The organism is Candidatus Gracilibacteria bacterium (assembly GCA_041661045.1).
In the GTDB taxonomy this organism is placed as follows: domain Bacteria; phylum Patescibacteriota; class Gracilibacteria; order UBA1369; family 2-02-FULL-48-14; genus 2-02-FULL-48-14.
Genome location: JBAZVE010000001.1, coordinates 11,579 through 29,137, shown reverse-complemented (window position 1 = coordinate 29,137; position 17,559 = coordinate 11,579). Strand labels below are relative to the sequence as shown.

17 protein-coding genes are annotated in these 17,559 nt (G+C 48.4%); 6 read left to right on the top strand and 11 right to left on the bottom strand.

The genetic code is table 25. The features are described 5' to 3' along the window. Positions 1 to 336 precede the first annotated feature (336 nt). Positions 337 to 603 (bottom strand): 30S ribosomal protein S20, encoded by a 267-nt coding sequence (gene rpsT / locus WC777_00150; protein MFA6023623.1) that lies wholly within the window; start codon positions 601 to 603, stop codon positions 337 to 339. A gap of 85 nt (positions 604 to 688) precedes the next feature. Here rpsT and WC777_00145 point away from each other — a divergent pair, with 85 nt between their 5' ends. Then, positions 689 to 1,270 (top strand): Maf family protein, encoded by a 582-nt coding sequence (locus WC777_00145; protein ID MFA6023622.1) that lies wholly within the window; start codon positions 689 to 691, stop codon positions 1,268 to 1,270. A 30-nt stretch (positions 1,271 to 1,300) separates the two neighbouring features. Then, the gene (locus WC777_00140; GenBank protein MFA6023621.1) at positions 1,301 to 1,795 is read left to right on the top strand and encodes a YtxH domain-containing protein; all 495 of its coding nucleotides are present in this window, start codon (positions 1,301 to 1,303) and stop codon (positions 1,793 to 1,795) included. Positions 1,796 to 2,114: 319 nt separating this feature from the next. Here WC777_00140 and purD read toward each other — a convergent pair whose 3' ends face one another. From purD to dut, 5 genes are read right to left on the bottom strand one after another with little or no spacing between them, the layout of a single operon-like run. Then, on the bottom strand, positions 2,115 to 3,782 hold the full coding sequence (gene purD, locus WC777_00135) for a phosphoribosylamine--glycine ligase (protein MFA6023620.1): 1,668 nt from the start codon (positions 3,780 to 3,782) through the stop codon (positions 2,115 to 2,117). Beyond that, the gene (gene purF, locus WC777_00130) at positions 3,782 to 5,293 is read right to left on the bottom strand and encodes an amidophosphoribosyltransferase (protein MFA6023619.1); all 1,512 of its coding nucleotides are present in this window, start codon (positions 5,291 to 5,293) and stop codon (positions 3,782 to 3,784) included. The genes purD and purF overlap by 1 nt, the downstream gene beginning before the upstream one ends. A gap of 4 nt (positions 5,294 to 5,297) precedes the next feature. Next, complete coding sequence (locus tag WC777_00125) at positions 5,298 to 6,092, bottom strand: bifunctional 5,10-methylenetetrahydrofolate dehydrogenase/5,10-methenyltetrahydrofolate cyclohydrolase (protein ID MFA6023618.1); 795 nt, start codon at positions 6,090 to 6,092, stop codon at positions 5,298 to 5,300. Further along, on the bottom strand, positions 5,986 to 6,684 hold the full coding sequence (locus WC777_00120; GenBank protein MFA6023617.1) for a hypothetical protein: 699 nt from the start codon (positions 6,682 to 6,684) through the stop codon (positions 5,986 to 5,988). The genes WC777_00125 and WC777_00120 overlap by 107 nt, the downstream gene beginning before the upstream one ends. Then, positions 6,588 to 7,193 (bottom strand): dUTP diphosphatase, encoded by a 606-nt coding sequence (gene dut, locus WC777_00115; protein MFA6023616.1) that lies wholly within the window; start codon positions 7,191 to 7,193, stop codon positions 6,588 to 6,590. The genes WC777_00120 and dut overlap by 97 nt, the downstream gene beginning before the upstream one ends. 105 nt (positions 7,194 to 7,298) lie before the next feature. On the opposite strand from dut, the gene WC777_00110 reads away from it, so the two are divergent. Then, on the top strand, positions 7,299 to 7,781 hold the full coding sequence (locus WC777_00110; protein ID MFA6023615.1) for a hypothetical protein: 483 nt from the start codon (positions 7,299 to 7,301) through the stop codon (positions 7,779 to 7,781). Here the strand turns inward: WC777_00110 and rplA are convergent. The 5 genes from rplA to secE form a co-directional block, all read right to left on the bottom strand. Next, complete coding sequence (gene rplA, locus WC777_00105) at positions 7,778 to 8,476, bottom strand: 50S ribosomal protein L1 (GenBank protein MFA6023614.1); 699 nt, start codon at positions 8,474 to 8,476, stop codon at positions 7,778 to 7,780. The two genes, WC777_00110 and rplA, sit on opposite strands and share 4 nt — an antisense overlap. A 93-nt stretch (positions 8,477 to 8,569) precedes the next feature. Continuing rightward, positions 8,570 to 8,998: a 50S ribosomal protein L11 gene (gene rplK, locus WC777_00100; GenBank protein MFA6023613.1), complete on the bottom strand. Its 429-nt coding sequence runs from the start codon at positions 8,996 to 8,998 to the stop codon at positions 8,570 to 8,572. A 48-nt stretch (positions 8,999 to 9,046) separates the two neighbouring features. Beyond that, positions 9,047 to 9,673, bottom strand: coding sequence for a hypothetical protein (locus tag WC777_00095; GenBank protein MFA6023612.1), 627 nt, complete (start codon positions 9,671 to 9,673; stop codon positions 9,047 to 9,049). Between the two features lie 69 nt (positions 9,674 to 9,742). Next, a complete protein-coding gene (gene nusG / locus WC777_00090; protein ID MFA6023611.1) occupies positions 9,743 to 10,291 on the bottom strand; it encodes a transcription termination/antitermination protein NusG in 549 nt (182 codons plus the stop codon). 1 nt (position 10,292) lies between these two features. Further along, a complete protein-coding gene (secE, locus tag WC777_00085; protein ID MFA6023610.1) occupies positions 10,293 to 10,517 on the bottom strand; it encodes a preprotein translocase subunit SecE in 225 nt (74 codons plus the stop codon). 138 nt (positions 10,518 to 10,655) lie between these two features. Between secE and WC777_00080 the strand changes: the two genes are divergently transcribed. From WC777_00080 to WC777_00070, 3 genes are read left to right on the top strand one after another with little or no spacing between them, the layout of a single operon-like run. Beyond that, positions 10,656 to 11,585, top strand: coding sequence for a pilin (locus tag WC777_00080; protein MFA6023609.1), 930 nt, complete (start codon positions 10,656 to 10,658; stop codon positions 11,583 to 11,585). A 3-nt stretch (positions 11,586 to 11,588) separates the two neighbouring features. After that, positions 11,589 to 12,557: a pilin gene (locus tag WC777_00075; GenBank protein ID MFA6023608.1), complete on the top strand. Its 969-nt coding sequence runs from the start codon at positions 11,589 to 11,591 to the stop codon at positions 12,555 to 12,557. A 43-nt stretch (positions 12,558 to 12,600) separates the two neighbouring features. Then, positions 12,601 to 17,559, top strand: coding sequence for a PKD domain-containing protein (locus WC777_00070; protein ID MFA6023607.1), 4,959 nt, complete (start codon positions 12,601 to 12,603; stop codon positions 17,557 to 17,559).

The window sequence follows — 17,559 nt, the reverse complement described above, 5'->3', positions numbered from 1 at the left end:
TGGGCACCTACAAAGACACGGATCTCACTCAAACGCTCAGGATTTTGACCGAATTTTATGGATTACAGGCGCAAATCTCTTACGAAGTTTCCAGAGAAACCATGATGGCGGCTTTGGAAGAAGGGGGGATACTCATTATTCCCGTGAAAAACTTTGAAAGTCCACATTACGGAGAGCCGGGACCGGTCTTTCACACCCTGGTGATCACGGCTTACCAGGGAGAGGATTTTATTGTAAATGACCCCGGAACCATTCGTGGAGAAGCTGCGGTTTACCCAATGCAAAAAATCCTGGAGAGTCTCCAGGATTTAAATGGTGAAATTCGGATGATTCTTATTAAGCCTTGATCCCGGCCAATTTGCGCGCCAGCAGAGATTTTCGTCGTGCGGCGGTGTTCTTTTCAAGCACTTTTTTCTTGGCAGCGGTATCAATGATCTTGAAGGCGGGAACCAAAAGCTTTTCAGCCTCAGTCTTTTTTCCTCCCTTAACCGCATCACTGAAGGCACGAATGGCCTTTCGAAGTGCAGTACGAGTCAAATAGTTGCGGTCGCGCTTTACAAGAGATTGTTTTGCGGCTTTTTTAGCGGATTTAATGATCGGCATACCTTAATGTATTAGGAGTTCGACTTGGAGATTTAAAAAATTGCCCGTAAAATATAGGGGTGAAACCTGATATTGTCAAAGGAAAATGAAAACAACCCTCATCTTGGCCTCTCAAAGCCCGCGCCGCTCTGAACTTTTAAGATCCATTGGCCTCGATTTTAAGGTGGAGCCCGCCGTACATTTTAAGGAAATCGATTCCAGATCATGCTCCGCTCATGAAGCGGTTAAGCTCAACGCGGAGGGAAAAGCCACAGAAATCGCCAAAAACCATCCGAATGACTTGGTTCTTGGGGTGGACACGGTGGGTGCTTTTCAGGATCTTGTCCTCGAAAAACCAAAAGACAAAGACGATGCCTTTGCCATGCTCAAAATGCTGCAAGGGGAGACTCACGAAGTGCTCACGGGTCTCTGCCTCATAAAGGGCAAGAAAAAAATCAGTCACATCGAATCCACACGCATTTCATTTCTGCCCCTCACCGATGAAGAAATTCGTGCCTACATTGAAACGGGCGAGCCCATGGACAAAGCAGCCTCGTACGCGGCTCAAGGCATAGGGGCCTTATTCATTCAAAAAATTGAAGGAGATTATTTCACCGTTGTGGGCCTGCCCTTGTACCGCCTCAATATTATGCTTAAGGAGTTTGACATTAACCTCCTCACCGACTAGAGTAAAAATAATCATTAACAACCCCACGCCATGGGAAAGAAAGCAGGAAAAATTGCACTCGGTATCGGACTCGTTACCGGTGCGTTGACAGGACTTTTATTTGCACCCGATGAAGGTAAAAATATTCGTCAAAAAATCGCGAAAGGCGATACGAAAGGTCTTTTGAAGGATCTTGAAAATATGGGAGAAGAGATGCGCGACATGGTCATGGATTTCAGCAAAAATCCAGGGGTTCACGAGGCTTTGGAAAACGCAAAGGACAAAGCAGCGGATGTCGCTAACATGAAGCGCGAGGAACTCGATGACATGCTCCGAAAAGCCAACAAAAAGGCGGAAGAATTCAAGCGCGTGGTGGGCAAGTATGTGAAGGAACAAAAAGCGATACTGGACGATCGTTTTGCAAAGAAGCCTGTGAAGAAAAGCACTTCAAAAAAGAAAGCCGCTCCTAAAAAAGCTGCTCCCAAAAAAACGGCCGCTCCAAAAAAGACCGCCAAGAAAAAAGCATCTAAGAAAAAGAGCAAATAATCTGTGCCCGGGCACAAGGTCTTTTCTTTACAAGAAGACATTGGTATAATACCGAAGACAATCCTGCAAGGATGCCCGATTATCAAAAAGCCCCTCAGCATGAAGGGCTTTTTGCTTGTTCAGTGGTGGACCTACCGGGGGTCGAACCCGGCCTTGCTGGTGACAATCCTACAAGGGTCGCCAACGACTAGGATTGACAGAAATAAACTTTTAGCTGATAATATCTCCTAATAATCAGCTTGAAAAACATGAATTTAAAGGCAACAGATACGGGTAGACCCATTGAAGATCTAGCAGAGCTTCACGCGCATCTTCTTGCCTATCAAGTAGCAGACTTACTGGCTTCTATACTGAGAAAGAGGCTCTTAAGAGCGAAAACCCACCAAGATCTCCTCAAGGAACTTTTAAGCATAGGAGAAAAAGTGAAAGAAGTGCTTGAACTTTTGAATGAAGATGAAGGGGGTGTAGACGAAAGGACTCTCTTAGACCTATCGAAAATAGGGGAAGGAAAACGGTGGGCTTTAAAAAGACGACTCGCTGAAATGAGTATTACGCAAAAAGACATCTCAAAAGCTCTGGGGTGTGATCAGGCAACCGTCTCAAGAAAACTAAGTGGACCCGCCTTTTTTACAGATCAAGAACTCGCAAAGCTCCAGAACTTGATTGAGTCTCGTCAACCTCGTAGGTCCCGCATGTGATCCACCCGTTTTTGAGTAAGCGCGGCGGTTCCAATATCACGACGATGGAATACAGGCCCCTTCACAGCGGCCGCTGCTTGTTCTGCCAAGGCTTCAGCCTCCGCAAGGGAGTCGCCAATGCCCACAAAGGCCACGCCACGGGAACCAAGTAAAAAGAGTCCATCGTCCCGTTTGTCCACGGAGGCATAGTAGACCTTCACACCCTCAGGGACAGGGCCGAGTTCAATGCGCTCACCTTTCTTTGGATTCACGGGATAGCCCTCCGGACACACATATTTTACTACAGTCGCTTTCTTCTCAAACTCAACGGGGACTTCATCCAAATTGCCCGCTAAAATCCCTTCACACAGTGCAATAAAATCACTGCGGAGCAGCGGCAAGACATTCATGGTTTCGGGGTCTCCAAACCGTGCATTGTATTCAATAAGTCGTACGCCATCTTTCACCGCCATAAAACCTCCATAAAGAATTCCTTTGTAAGGCTTACCCGTTTCTTTGAGCAGCGCTGAAGCCACGGCAACCGTGATTTCATGAGCGGCCTGCAAGTCGCTGGGTTTCAAAAAGGGAAGGGAGTGATCGATGTCTCCAATGGTACCCATGCCACCAGTGTTGGGACCGCTGTCCCCTTCGTAAGCGCGTTTATGGTCCTGCGCTGCGGGCATATCCACCACTTGAGTGCCCGAAACAAAACTCATCAAAGAAAATTCTTCTCCCACAAATTTTTCTTCCACCACCACACGGCCAAATTTTTCGATGCACGCCAGCGCAAAAGCAACACCTTCTTCAAAAGTTTTTAGATGTTCACCCGATACCTGCACACCCTTGCCACCCATGAGTCCATCGGCCTTCACCACATACTCTCCAAGCTCTTGCATATAAGTAAGCATCCCTTCTTCATTGCTAAAAACACGAAATTTTGGATTACCCGGAATGCCATACTTAAGCAAAAGTTCTCGGGCAAAGGCCTTGGAACTTTCCACTTGTGCCAAAACTTTTAAAGGGGCAACGCTCTGAATTCCAAGGTCCAGCAAAGCATCCGCCGCACCCGCGGCAATGGGATCATCCGGGCCGATCACCGCAAAATCCGGCTTAAACTCCGACGCAAATTTTTTCAGGGCTTCAAAATTGAGCAAAGAATCCGTGAGTTCATAAACGGATGCCAATCCGGAAATTCCCGGATTCATGGCACTTGCAAAAACACCCAGTTCGCACCCTTGAGGACTTCGCTTCAAGGTTTCGGCGATGCAGTGTTCCCTGGCACCGTTTCCAATGAGCACAATTCGCTTCATTAAATAAGGGGGATTTGATTTTCTTGCTCTTCGGGATCTTGGAGATCCTTGCGAATTTCTTTGTATACACCACTGCGGCTTTCTTCCGCGGCTCGCAAGACTTCCTCCGTGACATCGGGGGTGGGGTACTTCCCGTCAAAACACGCCATACAAAATCGGTCGATGGTGGGATTTCCTTCTCGTACCGCCTCCGCCAAGTCTTCCAATTCTTGGTAGAAAAGTCCATCCGCTCCCAAAGAGCGGGCCGTTTCTTCAACGGTTAAATTGTTGGCCACAAATTCTTTACGAGATGGCATATCGATTCCATACACACACGGATGACGAAGCGGCGCGGCGCACGAAGCAAAATAGACTTTCTTAGCACCCATTTCTCTCACCATTTGAACGATTTTTCTGGAAGTATTCCCTCGCACGATGGAGTCGTCCACCAGTAAAACATTTTTTCCTTCAATCTCAAGTCGGATGGGGTTGAGCTTGCGACGAATCGAAGTTTGTCGTTTGTTCTGCCCAGGCATAATAAAAGTACGACCCACATAGCGGTTCTTGACCAATCCTTCGCGGTACTTCACGCCCAATTCATACGCCAAAGGGGCCGCAGAGTGACGAGAGGTGCTGGGCACGGGAATCACCACATCGATCTCAATATTGGCGGCTTTGATCTTCTTTGCCAATTTTTCCCCCATGCGAAGTCGAGTCTTATAAACAGAAATATCATCAATCAAAGAATCCGGTCGTGCAAAGTACACATATTCAAAGATACAAGGATTGTAGACAGGATTTTTGGCACAGATCTTGCTGTGCACCTGACCCTTCAAATCCACAAAAACAGCTTCTCCCGGTTTGACATCTCGCACCAGTTCATAACCGAGCACATCCAAGGCCACACTTTCGGAGGCAAAAACGGTATCGGGGAAAAGATCATCTTTTCGGGTGCCCATCACAAGAGGGCGGATGGCGTTGGGGTCGCGGAAAGCCAAGAGGCCATAGCCCGCAATGAGGGCAATAACCGCATAAGCTCCCTTCACCCGCCCATAAACTTTTTCCATAGCCTTAAAGAGTCCCTCGGGAGTCAAATCCCGAGTACCCAAAGATTCAATTTCATACGCGAGGACATTCAAAAGCACTTCTGAATCTGAAAAAGTATTGAGATGACGGTGGTTGTTTTTCACCACTTCTTCACGAAGCTCTTTGGTATTGGTTAAGTTTCCATTGTGAATCAGCGCGATTCCAAAGGGGGCATTCACATAAAAAGGCTGAGCCTCGGCACTGTCATAAGTCCCGGCGGTGGGGTAGCGCACATGCGCCATACCCGTATTGCCTCGCAATCGTAAAAAATCCTCGGCTTTAAAAACATCACTCGCAAGGCCATCTCCTTTTTTAATGTGGAGTTGCCGTCCATCAAAGCTCACCATTCCCGCCGCATCTTGTCCACGGTGTTGAAGCATCATGAGCCCATCATAGAGCTCTTGAGCGACCGGGGACTTGGAATGGATGCCGATGATTCCGCACATAGGTTTAGAGTTTAGCTTGTTTTTTAGCAGCTGTCACGGTGTTCATGAGCAGACAAGCCACCGTCATGGGACCCACGCCACCGGGGACGGGAGTATACGCAGAAACCTTGTCTTTCATCCCTTCCAAATCCGCATCTCCACAGAGTTTTCCATCTTCCATCCGGTGCATGCCCACATCCACCACAATAGCCCCTTCTTTAACCATATCTGCGGTCAAAAATTTCGGCTTTCCAACCGCAACCACAATCAAATCCGCCTCCTGCGTATACTTGAGTAAATTTTTTGTTCGACTATGACAGCAGGAAACCGTGGCATCCCGATTGATGAGCATGGCAACCATCGGCTTTCCCACAATATTGCTGCGGCCAATCACCGTGCAATCCATTCCTTTCACATCAATCCCGTAAAAATCCAAAATCTTAGTGATCCCTTTTGGCGTACAAGAAGCCAGGTCTTCAAAATCTTTACTCAAAAACATTTTCCCCACATTGTAGGCATGAAAGCCATCCACATCTTTGTAAGGATCAATGGCCTTGATCACCACCGGAGCATCCATGTGGGAGGGGAGTGGCAATTGCACAATCATCCCTGTTACACTGGGGTCTTTATTGAGTTCATCGATTTTCTTGAGCACCTCTTCTTGAGTGCTCTCTGCGGGCAAAGCCACTCGTTCACTCAGCATGCCGACTCGTTTACAAGCCTCCTCTTTTTTCCCAACATAAACCTGGCTGGCGGGATCTTCTCCCACCACCACAACCACCAACTTTGTAAAAACTCCTTGGGCTTTTAGGCGTTCCACTTCTTGGCTCACCTCAGCGAGCAGAGAATCGGAAACCGTACGACCATCAAGGATTAGTGCCATGGGTTGTTGGAGATCCTATTCTAGACTGCACCTCCTCCCAAATCAAGAGTTCCGTTTTTTCGATACCGGGTTCAACGGGAACATGAATCCAGCCATATTTTTCTCCCAACTCCAAATGGATCTGTCGCGCCCGTTTCATAAAGGCTTCATTCGCTTCATGCAAATGCCCCTCTTCTTGTGCCTTGGTAAACCGATCCCCATCAAGTAAAAGGGCGAGATCTTCTTTCACCAGTCCTTCATTCAAGGTCTCCAGCCACTCTGTTTTGGCTCCCTTCACCGTACCCCACGCAATGCCGGTCCCCGTATAATCCTCCGCTACCACAATTTTCCCCTCCGCGAGCCACTTCTGCAGCGTGGGCTGAAATTGATAACGATTCAAAGTGAACCACATTTGTAATTCCTCCTCACTGATAGTCTGCGCACCACCACTCCTTAAAAACTCATTCAAATAACGCCCCGTGGGCTCCATTTCATAAACCGGATACTTGCAATACACCGCATCCCACCCCGCCGCCCTCAGCCGTTCCACCAGCCGCAAAGCCTGCGTGCTTTTCCCAATATTATTGATTCCGTAAAGTGTAATCAGCATAATTTTCTTATTAGTTTTCACCCCGTACTCCCAAACCCGCCGCGGCTGTCTTCGCGGATGCTATCCACCTCCTCAAATTCAAAGCGATCCACACGCACAAAAACTCCTTGGGCGATCTTTTCACCCCGTTCCACGGTCACCGCTGCATCTGAAAAATTATAAACCTGAATTTTGATCTCATCTTGAGGACCACAGTAATCCCGATCGATTACGCCGAATCCATGCGGGGGAGTGAGCCCTTTCTTTTTTGGGGTGCTGCTGCGGGAGGCCACCATCAACATATAACCCTCGGGAACCTCCACAATCGCATTGGCGGGAATAAGCTCAATCCGTCCCGGCTCCACACACACCGTTTCCCGCGCCAACAAATCAAACCCCACACTGCCTTGCGTCTCATAAACAGGCAGTGGAAGCCCTTTATCGACTCTTTGGATTCGAACTTTCAACATGTCCCCATCTTACCCTCGCCCCATCTGCAAAACGAGGCTTAAGCTTTGACAAAAAACATTTATACCCTATAATTTAAACGGATGATCTGTCCATAACCCCATCCAATGTCCAGGCATTTCTCCAGTCTCGCCCTCGGTGCCGCCTTATTCTTGAAACCCAGCTATGTAACTCCTCGGCCTGCACCAGTCAGCGACTTTGAAGAAGAAAAGGAGCAGATAGCAAGGAAGGCAATGGACGCCGCATGTGCAGAAGAGTCACTGGAGTGTGAGGAAAACAAAGCAAGGATACTCCAAGAAGCAGTGCTCGAATCCTTGGCAAGAAAACTCAATACACTAGCACCGGCCATTGTTGCCCTTCAAAGAGGGGCGCCATCACAAAAACCAAAGCTCTTCATTACAAGGATGGGAAGCAAAACCACCTTCATCTTAGAATTCGAAGACATTGGCAGCGAAAACTGGAACGAGGACTTCGCCTACAATCTTGTGCTTCATACACAAACAGACCTAGGAGAAGGGAAACTTATTGTGGGGAACAGTGAAAACGAACTCGTAGCAAGACTTGCTCAAGCGTTGACGCCGCGGTACTAAAGCGCGCTCAAGGTTTCATTCACCGTCACTTTAACTGCAGGTCCCATGGAAGGGCTGAGAGTGATGGAATTGATGAAGTTTCCCTTGATGGAGGCAGGTCGCTTTTCGTTCACCGCTTTAAGGTAAGCGGCAGCATTTTCTTTGATTTGCTCAGCGCTGAAAGAAACTTTTCCAATGCTGTTATGCAAATTTCCAAGCTTATCATTGCGGAATTCCACTTGTCCTTTGAGTACTTCTCCGATTTTAGGTCCAATGTCTGGAGTGACCGTTCCGGATTTAGGGTTGGGCATAAGTCCGGCCTGACCAAGCTGCCTGGCAACTTTGGCCAAATTCTTCATCATATCAGGAGTAGAAACGGCGACATCAAAGTCCAACCATCCTTTTTCAATCTTTTCAATGAGCTCATCTCCACCCGCTTCCACTGCACCGGCCGCCAGTGCTTCTTTCACGCGGTCTTCACTCACAATCGCAATCACACGAACTTTTTTACCGGTACCGTGGGGGAGACTCACCGTGGAACGAAGCTGTTGCTCCGCTTGAGTGGTGTCTATTCCCAAATTGAGATGAATCTCAACACTTCCATCAAACTTGCTGGTAGAAACCTCTTTAACCAGTTGAGCGGCCTCCTCTAAAGAGTAGCGCTTGTTTTGGTCTACTTTGCCGAGAGCATCTCGGTACTTTTTTCCGTGTGACATGTCTTAGGGGTTATGTGGTGCAAACGTTTCACATCAGATGAAACTCCCACTGTTTAATATGAAACCAACAGGGACACTCGCCTTTGGCGAGTATTACCATTCTACTTTTACTCCCATGCTGCGAGCAGTGCCCGCCATAATCTTCATCGCGGCATCAATGTCATTGGCATTGAGGTCTTCCATCTTAATCTTTGCAATTTCTTCCAATTGAGCCTTGTTGATGGTTCCAACCTTATCTTTGTGAGGAACCGCAGACCCTTTCTCCAAGCTGATGGCCTTTTTGATCAAGGTTGCAGCAGGAGGTTGTTTGGTGATGAATGTGAAGCTTCGGTCATCATAAATAGTAATGACACAAGGAACCACCGTATCTCCCATAGGGCGAGTGATCTCATTGAACTTTCCACAGAAATCCTGCAAATTCACTCCGTGTGGTCCTAGAGCGGTTCCAACGGGAGGCGCAGGGTTGGCCTTACCGGCATTAATCTGCAATTTGACAATGGCTTGAATTTTCTTAGCTGCCATATTTAGAGAAGGTTGTTGGGGCTCTCGCCACCTAAAAGCTCGCCGATTCTACAGAAGAGGACTGAGGCTGTCAAACACATTTTTCATGTTTTCGTGATAAGTTTGCGCGTATTCAAAGCCATAGACATCGGATCCGGTGCGAAGAATCACATGAACCGTCTTCATTTTAGTCTTATGATTGAAGTAAAAAGAAGCATCCCCATAATTGTTCACTTCATTCACGGACCCCAAGTCGGTGAGGCTCATGGCTCGTTCACGAAGGGCCAGGTAACCCTGGAAACTTCCCGTCTCCGTGGGGTACTTGATTTCATATATTGAACCAATAAATTGTTCACCATCGAAAACATTCCATTGGTAGACGGTGGCCGTTTCTTGATCTGCAAAAGATATAAACTGGAAAACCAAACCGGAAAAGAGTGTGTCTTTAAGGACGGGATTTAAAAAGCCGGCTTGAGTAAAGAGTCCGGAACTCAGGGTGGACTCCAAAACAATAGGGAGCGCTTCATCCGCCAAATCCACCGAAGCTTCTTCATCGGGGTTCAATTCCTCAACAGGATTTTCTGGTGTGCCTTCCACAGGAGGGGGAGTGGCCAAATAATCGTGCACCACAATATCTCCCACAATAAGAATCACGGAGATGGAAAGCAGAACCGAGAAGAGGGTGAGTTTCTGCATACAAGCCGCAGCGGAGCGGAGGCCAGGCACTTCAGTGCCTATTAAAAACTGGCGCAAGCAACATCAACTTTACTTCTTCTTTACCTGGTCAAAATCAAGTTCAACAGGAGTCTCACGGCCAAAGATGGAGATCATGACTTTCACTTTACCCTTTTCATCATCAATTTCATTCACAACCCCTTCATAGCCTGCAAACGGTCCATCCAGAACCATAACCAAGTCACTCTTGCTGAGTGTAATCTTAAATTTAGGCGCGTTGTCGTCTTCCAGGTAGCGTTGGATCACTCCAAATTCTTCTCCGGAAACAGGAACGGGAATAGTTCCGCTGCCCACGAACCCGGTCACATTGGGAGTGTTTCGCACCACATACCAAGATTCGTCATCCACCGTCATATCCACGAGCACATACCCGGGGAAAAGCCGTTTCTTCTCTGTTTTTGGCTTACCCTTCTTCACCACAATCTGAGTTTCTTTAGGCACAATCACATCAAAAATCTTGTCCTGCATGTTCATGGATTCAATGCGTTGGAGCAAAGCCTCTCGCACCGCATCTTCATATCCGCTATAAGTATGAATAACATACCAATTTCGTCCGGTATTTCTTGCCTGTTTTGCCATGTTATTGAGATAAGGCTTTAAGTCCAAGTTTATAAAGTTCCGCAAGGCCCAAATCAAAGGCCCCAATCAGGATGGCGGTCACAAGAGAAACCGCAACCACAATCCCGGTGAGGAGAGCGGCTTGTTCCTTTGTGGGCCAAGTCACCTTGCTGAATTCCTCAATTGCACTCGAGAAATAAGCAACGACAGGGTTTCCGGATCGTGTTTTTGTGGTTTTTTCAGCCATAGTGTTGATGAATGAGGGTGACTCGCCTAAAAAGCTTGCGGTCTTTTGTCTAGAAGCAGTCTAAACAAATCTTTCTTCCTTTGCAAGTCTTTTCCAAAACCTGTTTTTCTGGTATAATGATGAGATTTAAAACCACTTATGGCAAAGCTTTGGATGAAAAGATTGGGAAAAATCCATATGGGAGGTCTGCTTTTAGCCTTATTCTTGGGGATATTCGTGTTTTCTGCTTCACACGCTTTGGCTGACTTTTTGCCCTTACCCTCCGCCGAAAATTTGGACTTACCCGCGCCGGAAGGGGACACGGCCCTCGAAAAATTCGAAAATCTTTTGGGGCCGGTCGCCAGAAATCTACGGATTATTGTGGGGGCGGTAGCCTTGCTTTTCATCGTCGTTTCAGGATTCACCATGGTGATTTCCGGAGACAACGAAGAGACCGCCAAGACCCAAAGGAAATCCCTGGTCTATGGTTTGGTGGGCTTTTTGATGATCAGTATTGCGGGCCCCATCGCGGAAGTTTTCGATTACCGCGAAGGGAACTTCCTCTCCGACCCCGAAAAGCTGGTGGAGCGAGTGGAACTTTTTGACAACACCACGCGCCTCATCATTACTTTTGTGAAATATTTACTCGGAGGACTGGCAGCGCTCTTCTTTATTCGAAGCGGGGCCGTAATGGTGATTTCCGGAGACAACGAAGAAGAAGTGGGCAATGCAAAGAAAAGCATGGCACTTTCCGCCGCGGGTCTCTTGATGGTCATGGTCTCCGACATGGTGATTCGCCGTGTGTTTTATGTGGCGGAGTTCAATCAATCGGCCGATAAAACCATTGTGGTGCTGGATCAAAACGAAGGAGTGCAGCAAATGGTGGCCGTCACCAACATCGTAGTCTCTTTTGTGGGACCCATCATGATGTTGGGTATTGTGGCGGGAGGACTTTTGTATATCACGGCGGGAGGGGATGAAGAACGCAGCGGACTTGCGAAAAAGATCATCATGAACTCTGTCATAGGCGTCATTGTGATCTATGGAGCCTTTGCCCTTGTTTCCACCATCATTGCAGGAAAATTCTAAATCATGAAAAAATACCTCTTCCTCATTTTCACAAGTATACAACTGCTCACCGCAAGTGCCGCGGTGGCCGATGCTTTGGACTTTAGAAGCATCATTGACGATTTTCAGCAAAATGTAAGCGAGGAAAGCACTCAGGTGGAGGACGGCACTGCCCCCACCAGCAGTGATGAAGAGCCCTCCGGAGGTATCAGCTTCCCGACATTCTCGGAACAAGGGGAGGGCGCCAATGTCATTGTGGCCGCCATCCAACGCTTTTTGGATTTCTTCAAACTCATCATAACCCCGGTCACCATCCTCTTTATTGTGATCATGGGCGTGCGAATGGTCACTGCGGGAAAAGAAAGTGAAGAAGTGCTTTCTCAATCCAAGAATTTTATAAGCTATGGTCTGCAGGGCTTAGTCATCATTTTTATGTCCGACTCTTTGGTGGAGGTTTTCTTTGGAGCGGATGGAGGAATTTTAAGGGGAGGAGAGTCCGGGGCTCAAGAGTTTGGACGGCAAGCCAGTACCCTCTTTCGAGGAATTTACAGCTTGATTCAAATCTTAATTGGGTCCATTGCCGTCTCGGTTCTCATCATGGCGGGCATGCGTTTTGTGGGAGGCTCGGCGAGTGAAGATCAAGTGGGTAAGGCCAAAAAACAAATCACTTGGGCTTTGGTGGGACTCTTTGTAATAGGAATCTCAGAGTTTGTGGTCAAAGAAATTCTTTTCCAAAATCAAGGGAAGTCGCTTGGAGTGGAAGAAGCCAAACTTCTTTTTGTACAAGTCACCAACTTTATTGCGGGAACCTTGGGCACACTTTCCTTCGCCTTCCTCTTATATGCGGGTTACCTCTATGTCTTGGGAGTGCAGAACGAAGACAATGTGGCCAAATCTAAAAAGATCATCATGGGTGCTGCCGTGGGCATCATTTTAGCCCTCGCCGCCTTCGCCATTGTGAACACAGTGGTTGAGCTTGATGCGTCCAGATAAAAACCGTTATAATACCATGGAAAAACGCCAGGCCCTCCAACATATGAACCTTCGCCGCCGCATCACTCCGCTGCTTTTCTCTCTTATTTTAGGGATAAATAGCCTATGGGCGCTACCGGCTTCCGCAGATTTAGTGGATGATTTGGATGAGATCTTTGACCTTAGCGTGGAAACCGGTGAAACCAATACCGATGCGTCACAGGGCGACATCATCGAATCGCAATGTGCGGAATTGGACGAAAGTTTGGCCGGAGCCTTGGGCTGTGACACCAGCGACGAGATAGTGGATTTTACGGAATTGGAAGGAGAGCTTGAAGCGCCGGATGAAGCCGGTTACGCACCCCAGCTCACGGAAAACAAGAGTGCGCGAGAATTTATTCAGACCATTGTGAACTACGCCTTGTCCTTTTTAGGATTGATCGCCGTGGTGATTGTAGTCTACGGAGGAGTCATGTATGTGCTCAGCCGTGGAGATGAAGACATGGCCTCCACCGGAAAAAAGGCCATCAGCTATGCCGCTATTGGAATTTTAATCATTCTGGGGTCCTTCGCCATGGTGAACACTTTGCTCCGCGCAGGAGGGGGTGACGGTTCCGGAGATGGAAGCGGGGGAGAAGTGGATGGAACCACCATTACGGAAACCGGAGCTTCTTTTGATACGGAGTTTGTTTTGGAAGAAATTGAGGAAATCAGCGCGGAATATTTGGACTCCTACCAAACTTTACTCACAGTGAGCCAGGAAGTGGCGTACATGCAGTCGGTGGAAATGCCCATCATTATTGATGTGGAAGAGACGGATTGGACCATCAATGGGCTTTTAGAGCATGTGCTCGAATGGGCTCAAAACACCGATAGCGATTATGCTGATCAATACACTCTTATTGATGAGGACGATGTGGAAGATTACATCGACATGCTGCGTGAGGGAATCCAAGACATTCAACAAGAAGTGGATTCCTTGAGTGGAACTTACGAAGCCGCTCAGGCGCTTTATAACTATTTGCGAAGCGGCACTCAAACCAGCTACTTGGATCGATTCTTTGCTCGTCTCATTCCAAAAGCTTCCGCCGCCTCCGTGGAAGAAATCATTCAGGAACTCGATCGAGGGGTCACCACCACCGATGCCTGCAACACAAGAGATTATGATGAGAGCACGGAACTCTATACCTATGCCTTGGGCTACACGGTCTACGATATGGATATTCGTGAGATCGATGACAAAGTGTGTTCCTATATTGTGGCCATTCAAACGGCTGCCGAAGGGGATTATATTGAAGAAGTGGGAGCCTTGCTGGAACGATTTAGAGAGATGAAAGATCTTTTTGATACCGAAGGACAGGGCTTTGATTCCGGATCCAAACTCACGGAAGTTTTGGACGCCTTCAACGCGGCCGATGAACTGCTGGACAGTTCTTTGGAAACGGTGAACGCAAAAACGGCGCAAGAAATTGTGACCGCCATGAATGACCTCCACAACTTGGTGGAGAATCTGGAATTTGTAAAGGTGCGCCTCAAGGCCTCCGCCACTTCCGGCAACGATCCTTTGATCGTACGGTTCAATGTGCTTGGCACGGAAGACCCCAGTGGAAAAACGGTGGAAGACGATCAAATTGAATGGGACTTGAATGGAGATGGAAACTTTGAAAGCTCCGGCACTTTGAACACCGCCGCCGTGACTTCCGAAAACACGGAAGGAGACGCGGTGAGCGCAACCTACAATGAACCGGGGACCTACCGAATACGAGTGCGCGTTCGCAGCCAAGATGAAAATATTGCCGCGGGAGTGTCAATGGTAACGGTGGAAGTGGAACCTTCCAAATCCATGATCGTGCTCACGGCACAAGCGGGGACAGAGGCCGCGAGCGTGATCGCCGATTTCAGATCCTTTCCGGCCATTGATCAAAGAACTTATAAAGTAACGATGTCCGAAGCGGAAGGAGGCATCACATTTGATGCCAGTGAAACCACCGATGGAGATGGCAACACCGGAGCGGAGGGAGGCATTGTGTATTACGAATGGGAATTTGGAGACAGTGAAACCGCATCCGGATCTTACGGACAAGAAGGAGGCAGCACGGTGACCCATGTATATGGAGAGGCCGGCTCGTACAACCTTTCTCTCACCGTCACAGACGACACCGGAGTAAAAGACCGTAAATATTTTACTTTATTCGTGGCCTCGCCGGCCGCCCGGTTCTCCATGAGCCCCAGCTCCGGCACCGTGGGCACCATTTTTGAATTCGACGCCTCCGGCTCCACCACCGACATTGGAAAAATCGTAAGCACTTCCTGGACCCTCACAAAGGAGGGCACGGCAGTACCTTTAGAAGAGAACAACAGGGAAGTCATTGCGGTTGCTTTGGAAGAACCCGGCGTCTACACCATGCAACTCATCGTTTCGGATGGAAGTGGGAAAACCGACACCGCTTCACTCAGCTTTTTGGTGGAATCCACGGCACCCGTGGCTTCTTATGAATACACGGTCCCAAGCCAAACGCAGCCTGCAACACTCTTCTTTGATGCCGGGGAAAGTTATGATCCGGATGAAGGAGACACTCTCACATTTGAATGGGAGTTTGAAGGCACGGAAGGGGAGGATTACACCATCCTCAGCGCAGAAAACGAGAACAAAGAACTCACGGTGCAATTCCTTAAAAAGGGAGATTACGGTGTGAGCCTCACTGTTTATGACCAACATTCCGCCGAGCTCAAAAAGAGTGATACGGCAGTGGGTACAATCACCATCGATTCCACGCTGGACATTGGCATGGAGATCCAAGGAGAAACCGCCAGACATTTGGATGCAAACGGCCAAGCGGAAGTGGAATTCACGGCGATCAGTGCCACGGCCACCGCTTTTGAAATCGATTACGGAGACGGCTCCAGCGACTACACCGACACCATCACTCGAGGAGAAACGATTTTGACGCATGTGTACGAAACCGCCGGAGTGTTTGAAGTGGTACTCACCGCTTTAAATGATGAGGATGACGAAAACAGTATCAAGCAACGCGTCTACATTGGAGCTGGTGATGCTCCCATTGCCGTGATTGCGATTGGAGCGGAAGAAGATATTGGAACGGGGAGCTCACTCAAAGGAAGTATAAAGACCAAATTTTCTTTTGATGCGACGGAATCTATTAATGTGGATGGAAGTACGGATAATTTGGATTACAGCTGGAATTTTGGAGACGGAGTCACCTCCTCTCAAAGCACGGTCACCCACTCGTTCTCCGAACAGCGGACTTTTACGGTAACGCTCACCGTTCGTGATGAAGACGACAGCACCGTAATGGATCAAACTTCCGTCAACATTCTGATTGAGGGCATGGACCCGGTGATTCGCGGCATCACGGTGACCCCGGAAGGAGATAAATTGGAAACGCCTCTCAAAGTGGACATTAGCGTGGACGCGTTTGATGAAGACGGAGAAATCACCTTCATCAAGGCGTGGTATTACGATCTCAACGACACCGCGGAAGCACTCGGGGAAATCATTGCTCAAAGCACGGAGTTCCAAATGACCATCGATACAAAAGGAAAAACGGGAGAAACTCTGGAATATGGATTTGCAGTGGAAGTCACCGATGACGACAGCAACGAGGTCTCAAGTTCCGACTTTTTGGACAGCGCATCCATCCCAACCCTGGAAGTCACCAATGGGCCCAACGAAACTCCGGTGGCGGGGATCTCTGTGGATCGCACCTCAGTTTATGTGGGGGAACCGGTCAGTTTCTCCAGCACTTCTTACGACACGGATGGAGAAATTGTGAACTATTGGTGGGACATTGAAGGCGATGGATTCTGGAACAACGAACCCACGGAAGAAGCCTCTTTTGAATACGAGTTCTCTCAAGTGCACCCGGAGGGAATTGAAGTGCAATTGAAAGTGGAAGACGATGCGGGTGCCACCGACCCTTCGGAGACCCTCACTATTTTTGTGGACGCACTTTCCGCACCGCCCGAAGCCGCCTTCCTCACCGAAATAACGGGGACCACCGTGAGTTTCCAAAACAATTCCATCATTGATTTTGAGAACGACGCAAAATTGGAAGGGCAGTATTGGGATTTTGATCTTTCCGTGGACAGCAATGGAAACGGAAGCCCCGACGACGACACCGATTCTTTTGAAGAGAATCCAATCTACACCTATCCCGCCTTGGGCACTTATGAAGCTCGTCTCACCATTGTGGACAGCACGGGCCAGGCAGACACCGTAACGCGTACGGTCAATGTGAGCGAAAGCACAGCGCCCGAAGCCAAATTCTCCACCATCGTGAACGATAAAATGGTGGATTTCAAAAATGAGACCTCCTTTGACACCGCTCAGGGAGCGGAATTCCTCAGTGCTTCATGGGACTTCAATCTCACCGCGGACACCAACGGAGATACAGACCCGGAAAATGACACGGATGCCACCACGAAAAACCCCTCCTTTGAATATGCCGATTACGGTTCCTACCAAGTGAAGTTGATTGTGGAAGACAGTTTTGGAAAAACCGATTCCACCGTACAAACCGTGGTCGTCTCAAGCCCGCTGGATTCAGTACAAGCCCTCCTCACCAGCACACCACAACCCAACAGTTTGAACCAAGTGGTCTTGGAGAAAGATGGGGATGAAGTCTCATTCTATTATGGAGCCGAGGGAGGTTCTGAAGACCTGGAATTCGTCTTGGATAAAAATATTTTCTACGACACCGACAACGATGGTGTGAGAGACAATGACAGGGATTTTGTGGACGATTCTGCAGGATCTTGGAAAACACCTTTTTATAAATCCTACGGTCAAGTGGTGGTCAAGCTCACCGTAAACGACAAAGCCACCGGAGAAAAAGACATATCCACCCTGCAAGTGGTCTTTGAAGGATCCTTGGGAGGTGCTAATCTGTTCAATGCCACGCCAAGCGAAATGATGGTGCTCATTGTTTCCGCCCTCATCACGGCACTCGCCGCGATCAGCTTCATATTCAAAGCTCAGCTCACTAAAATCACCAAGCATTAA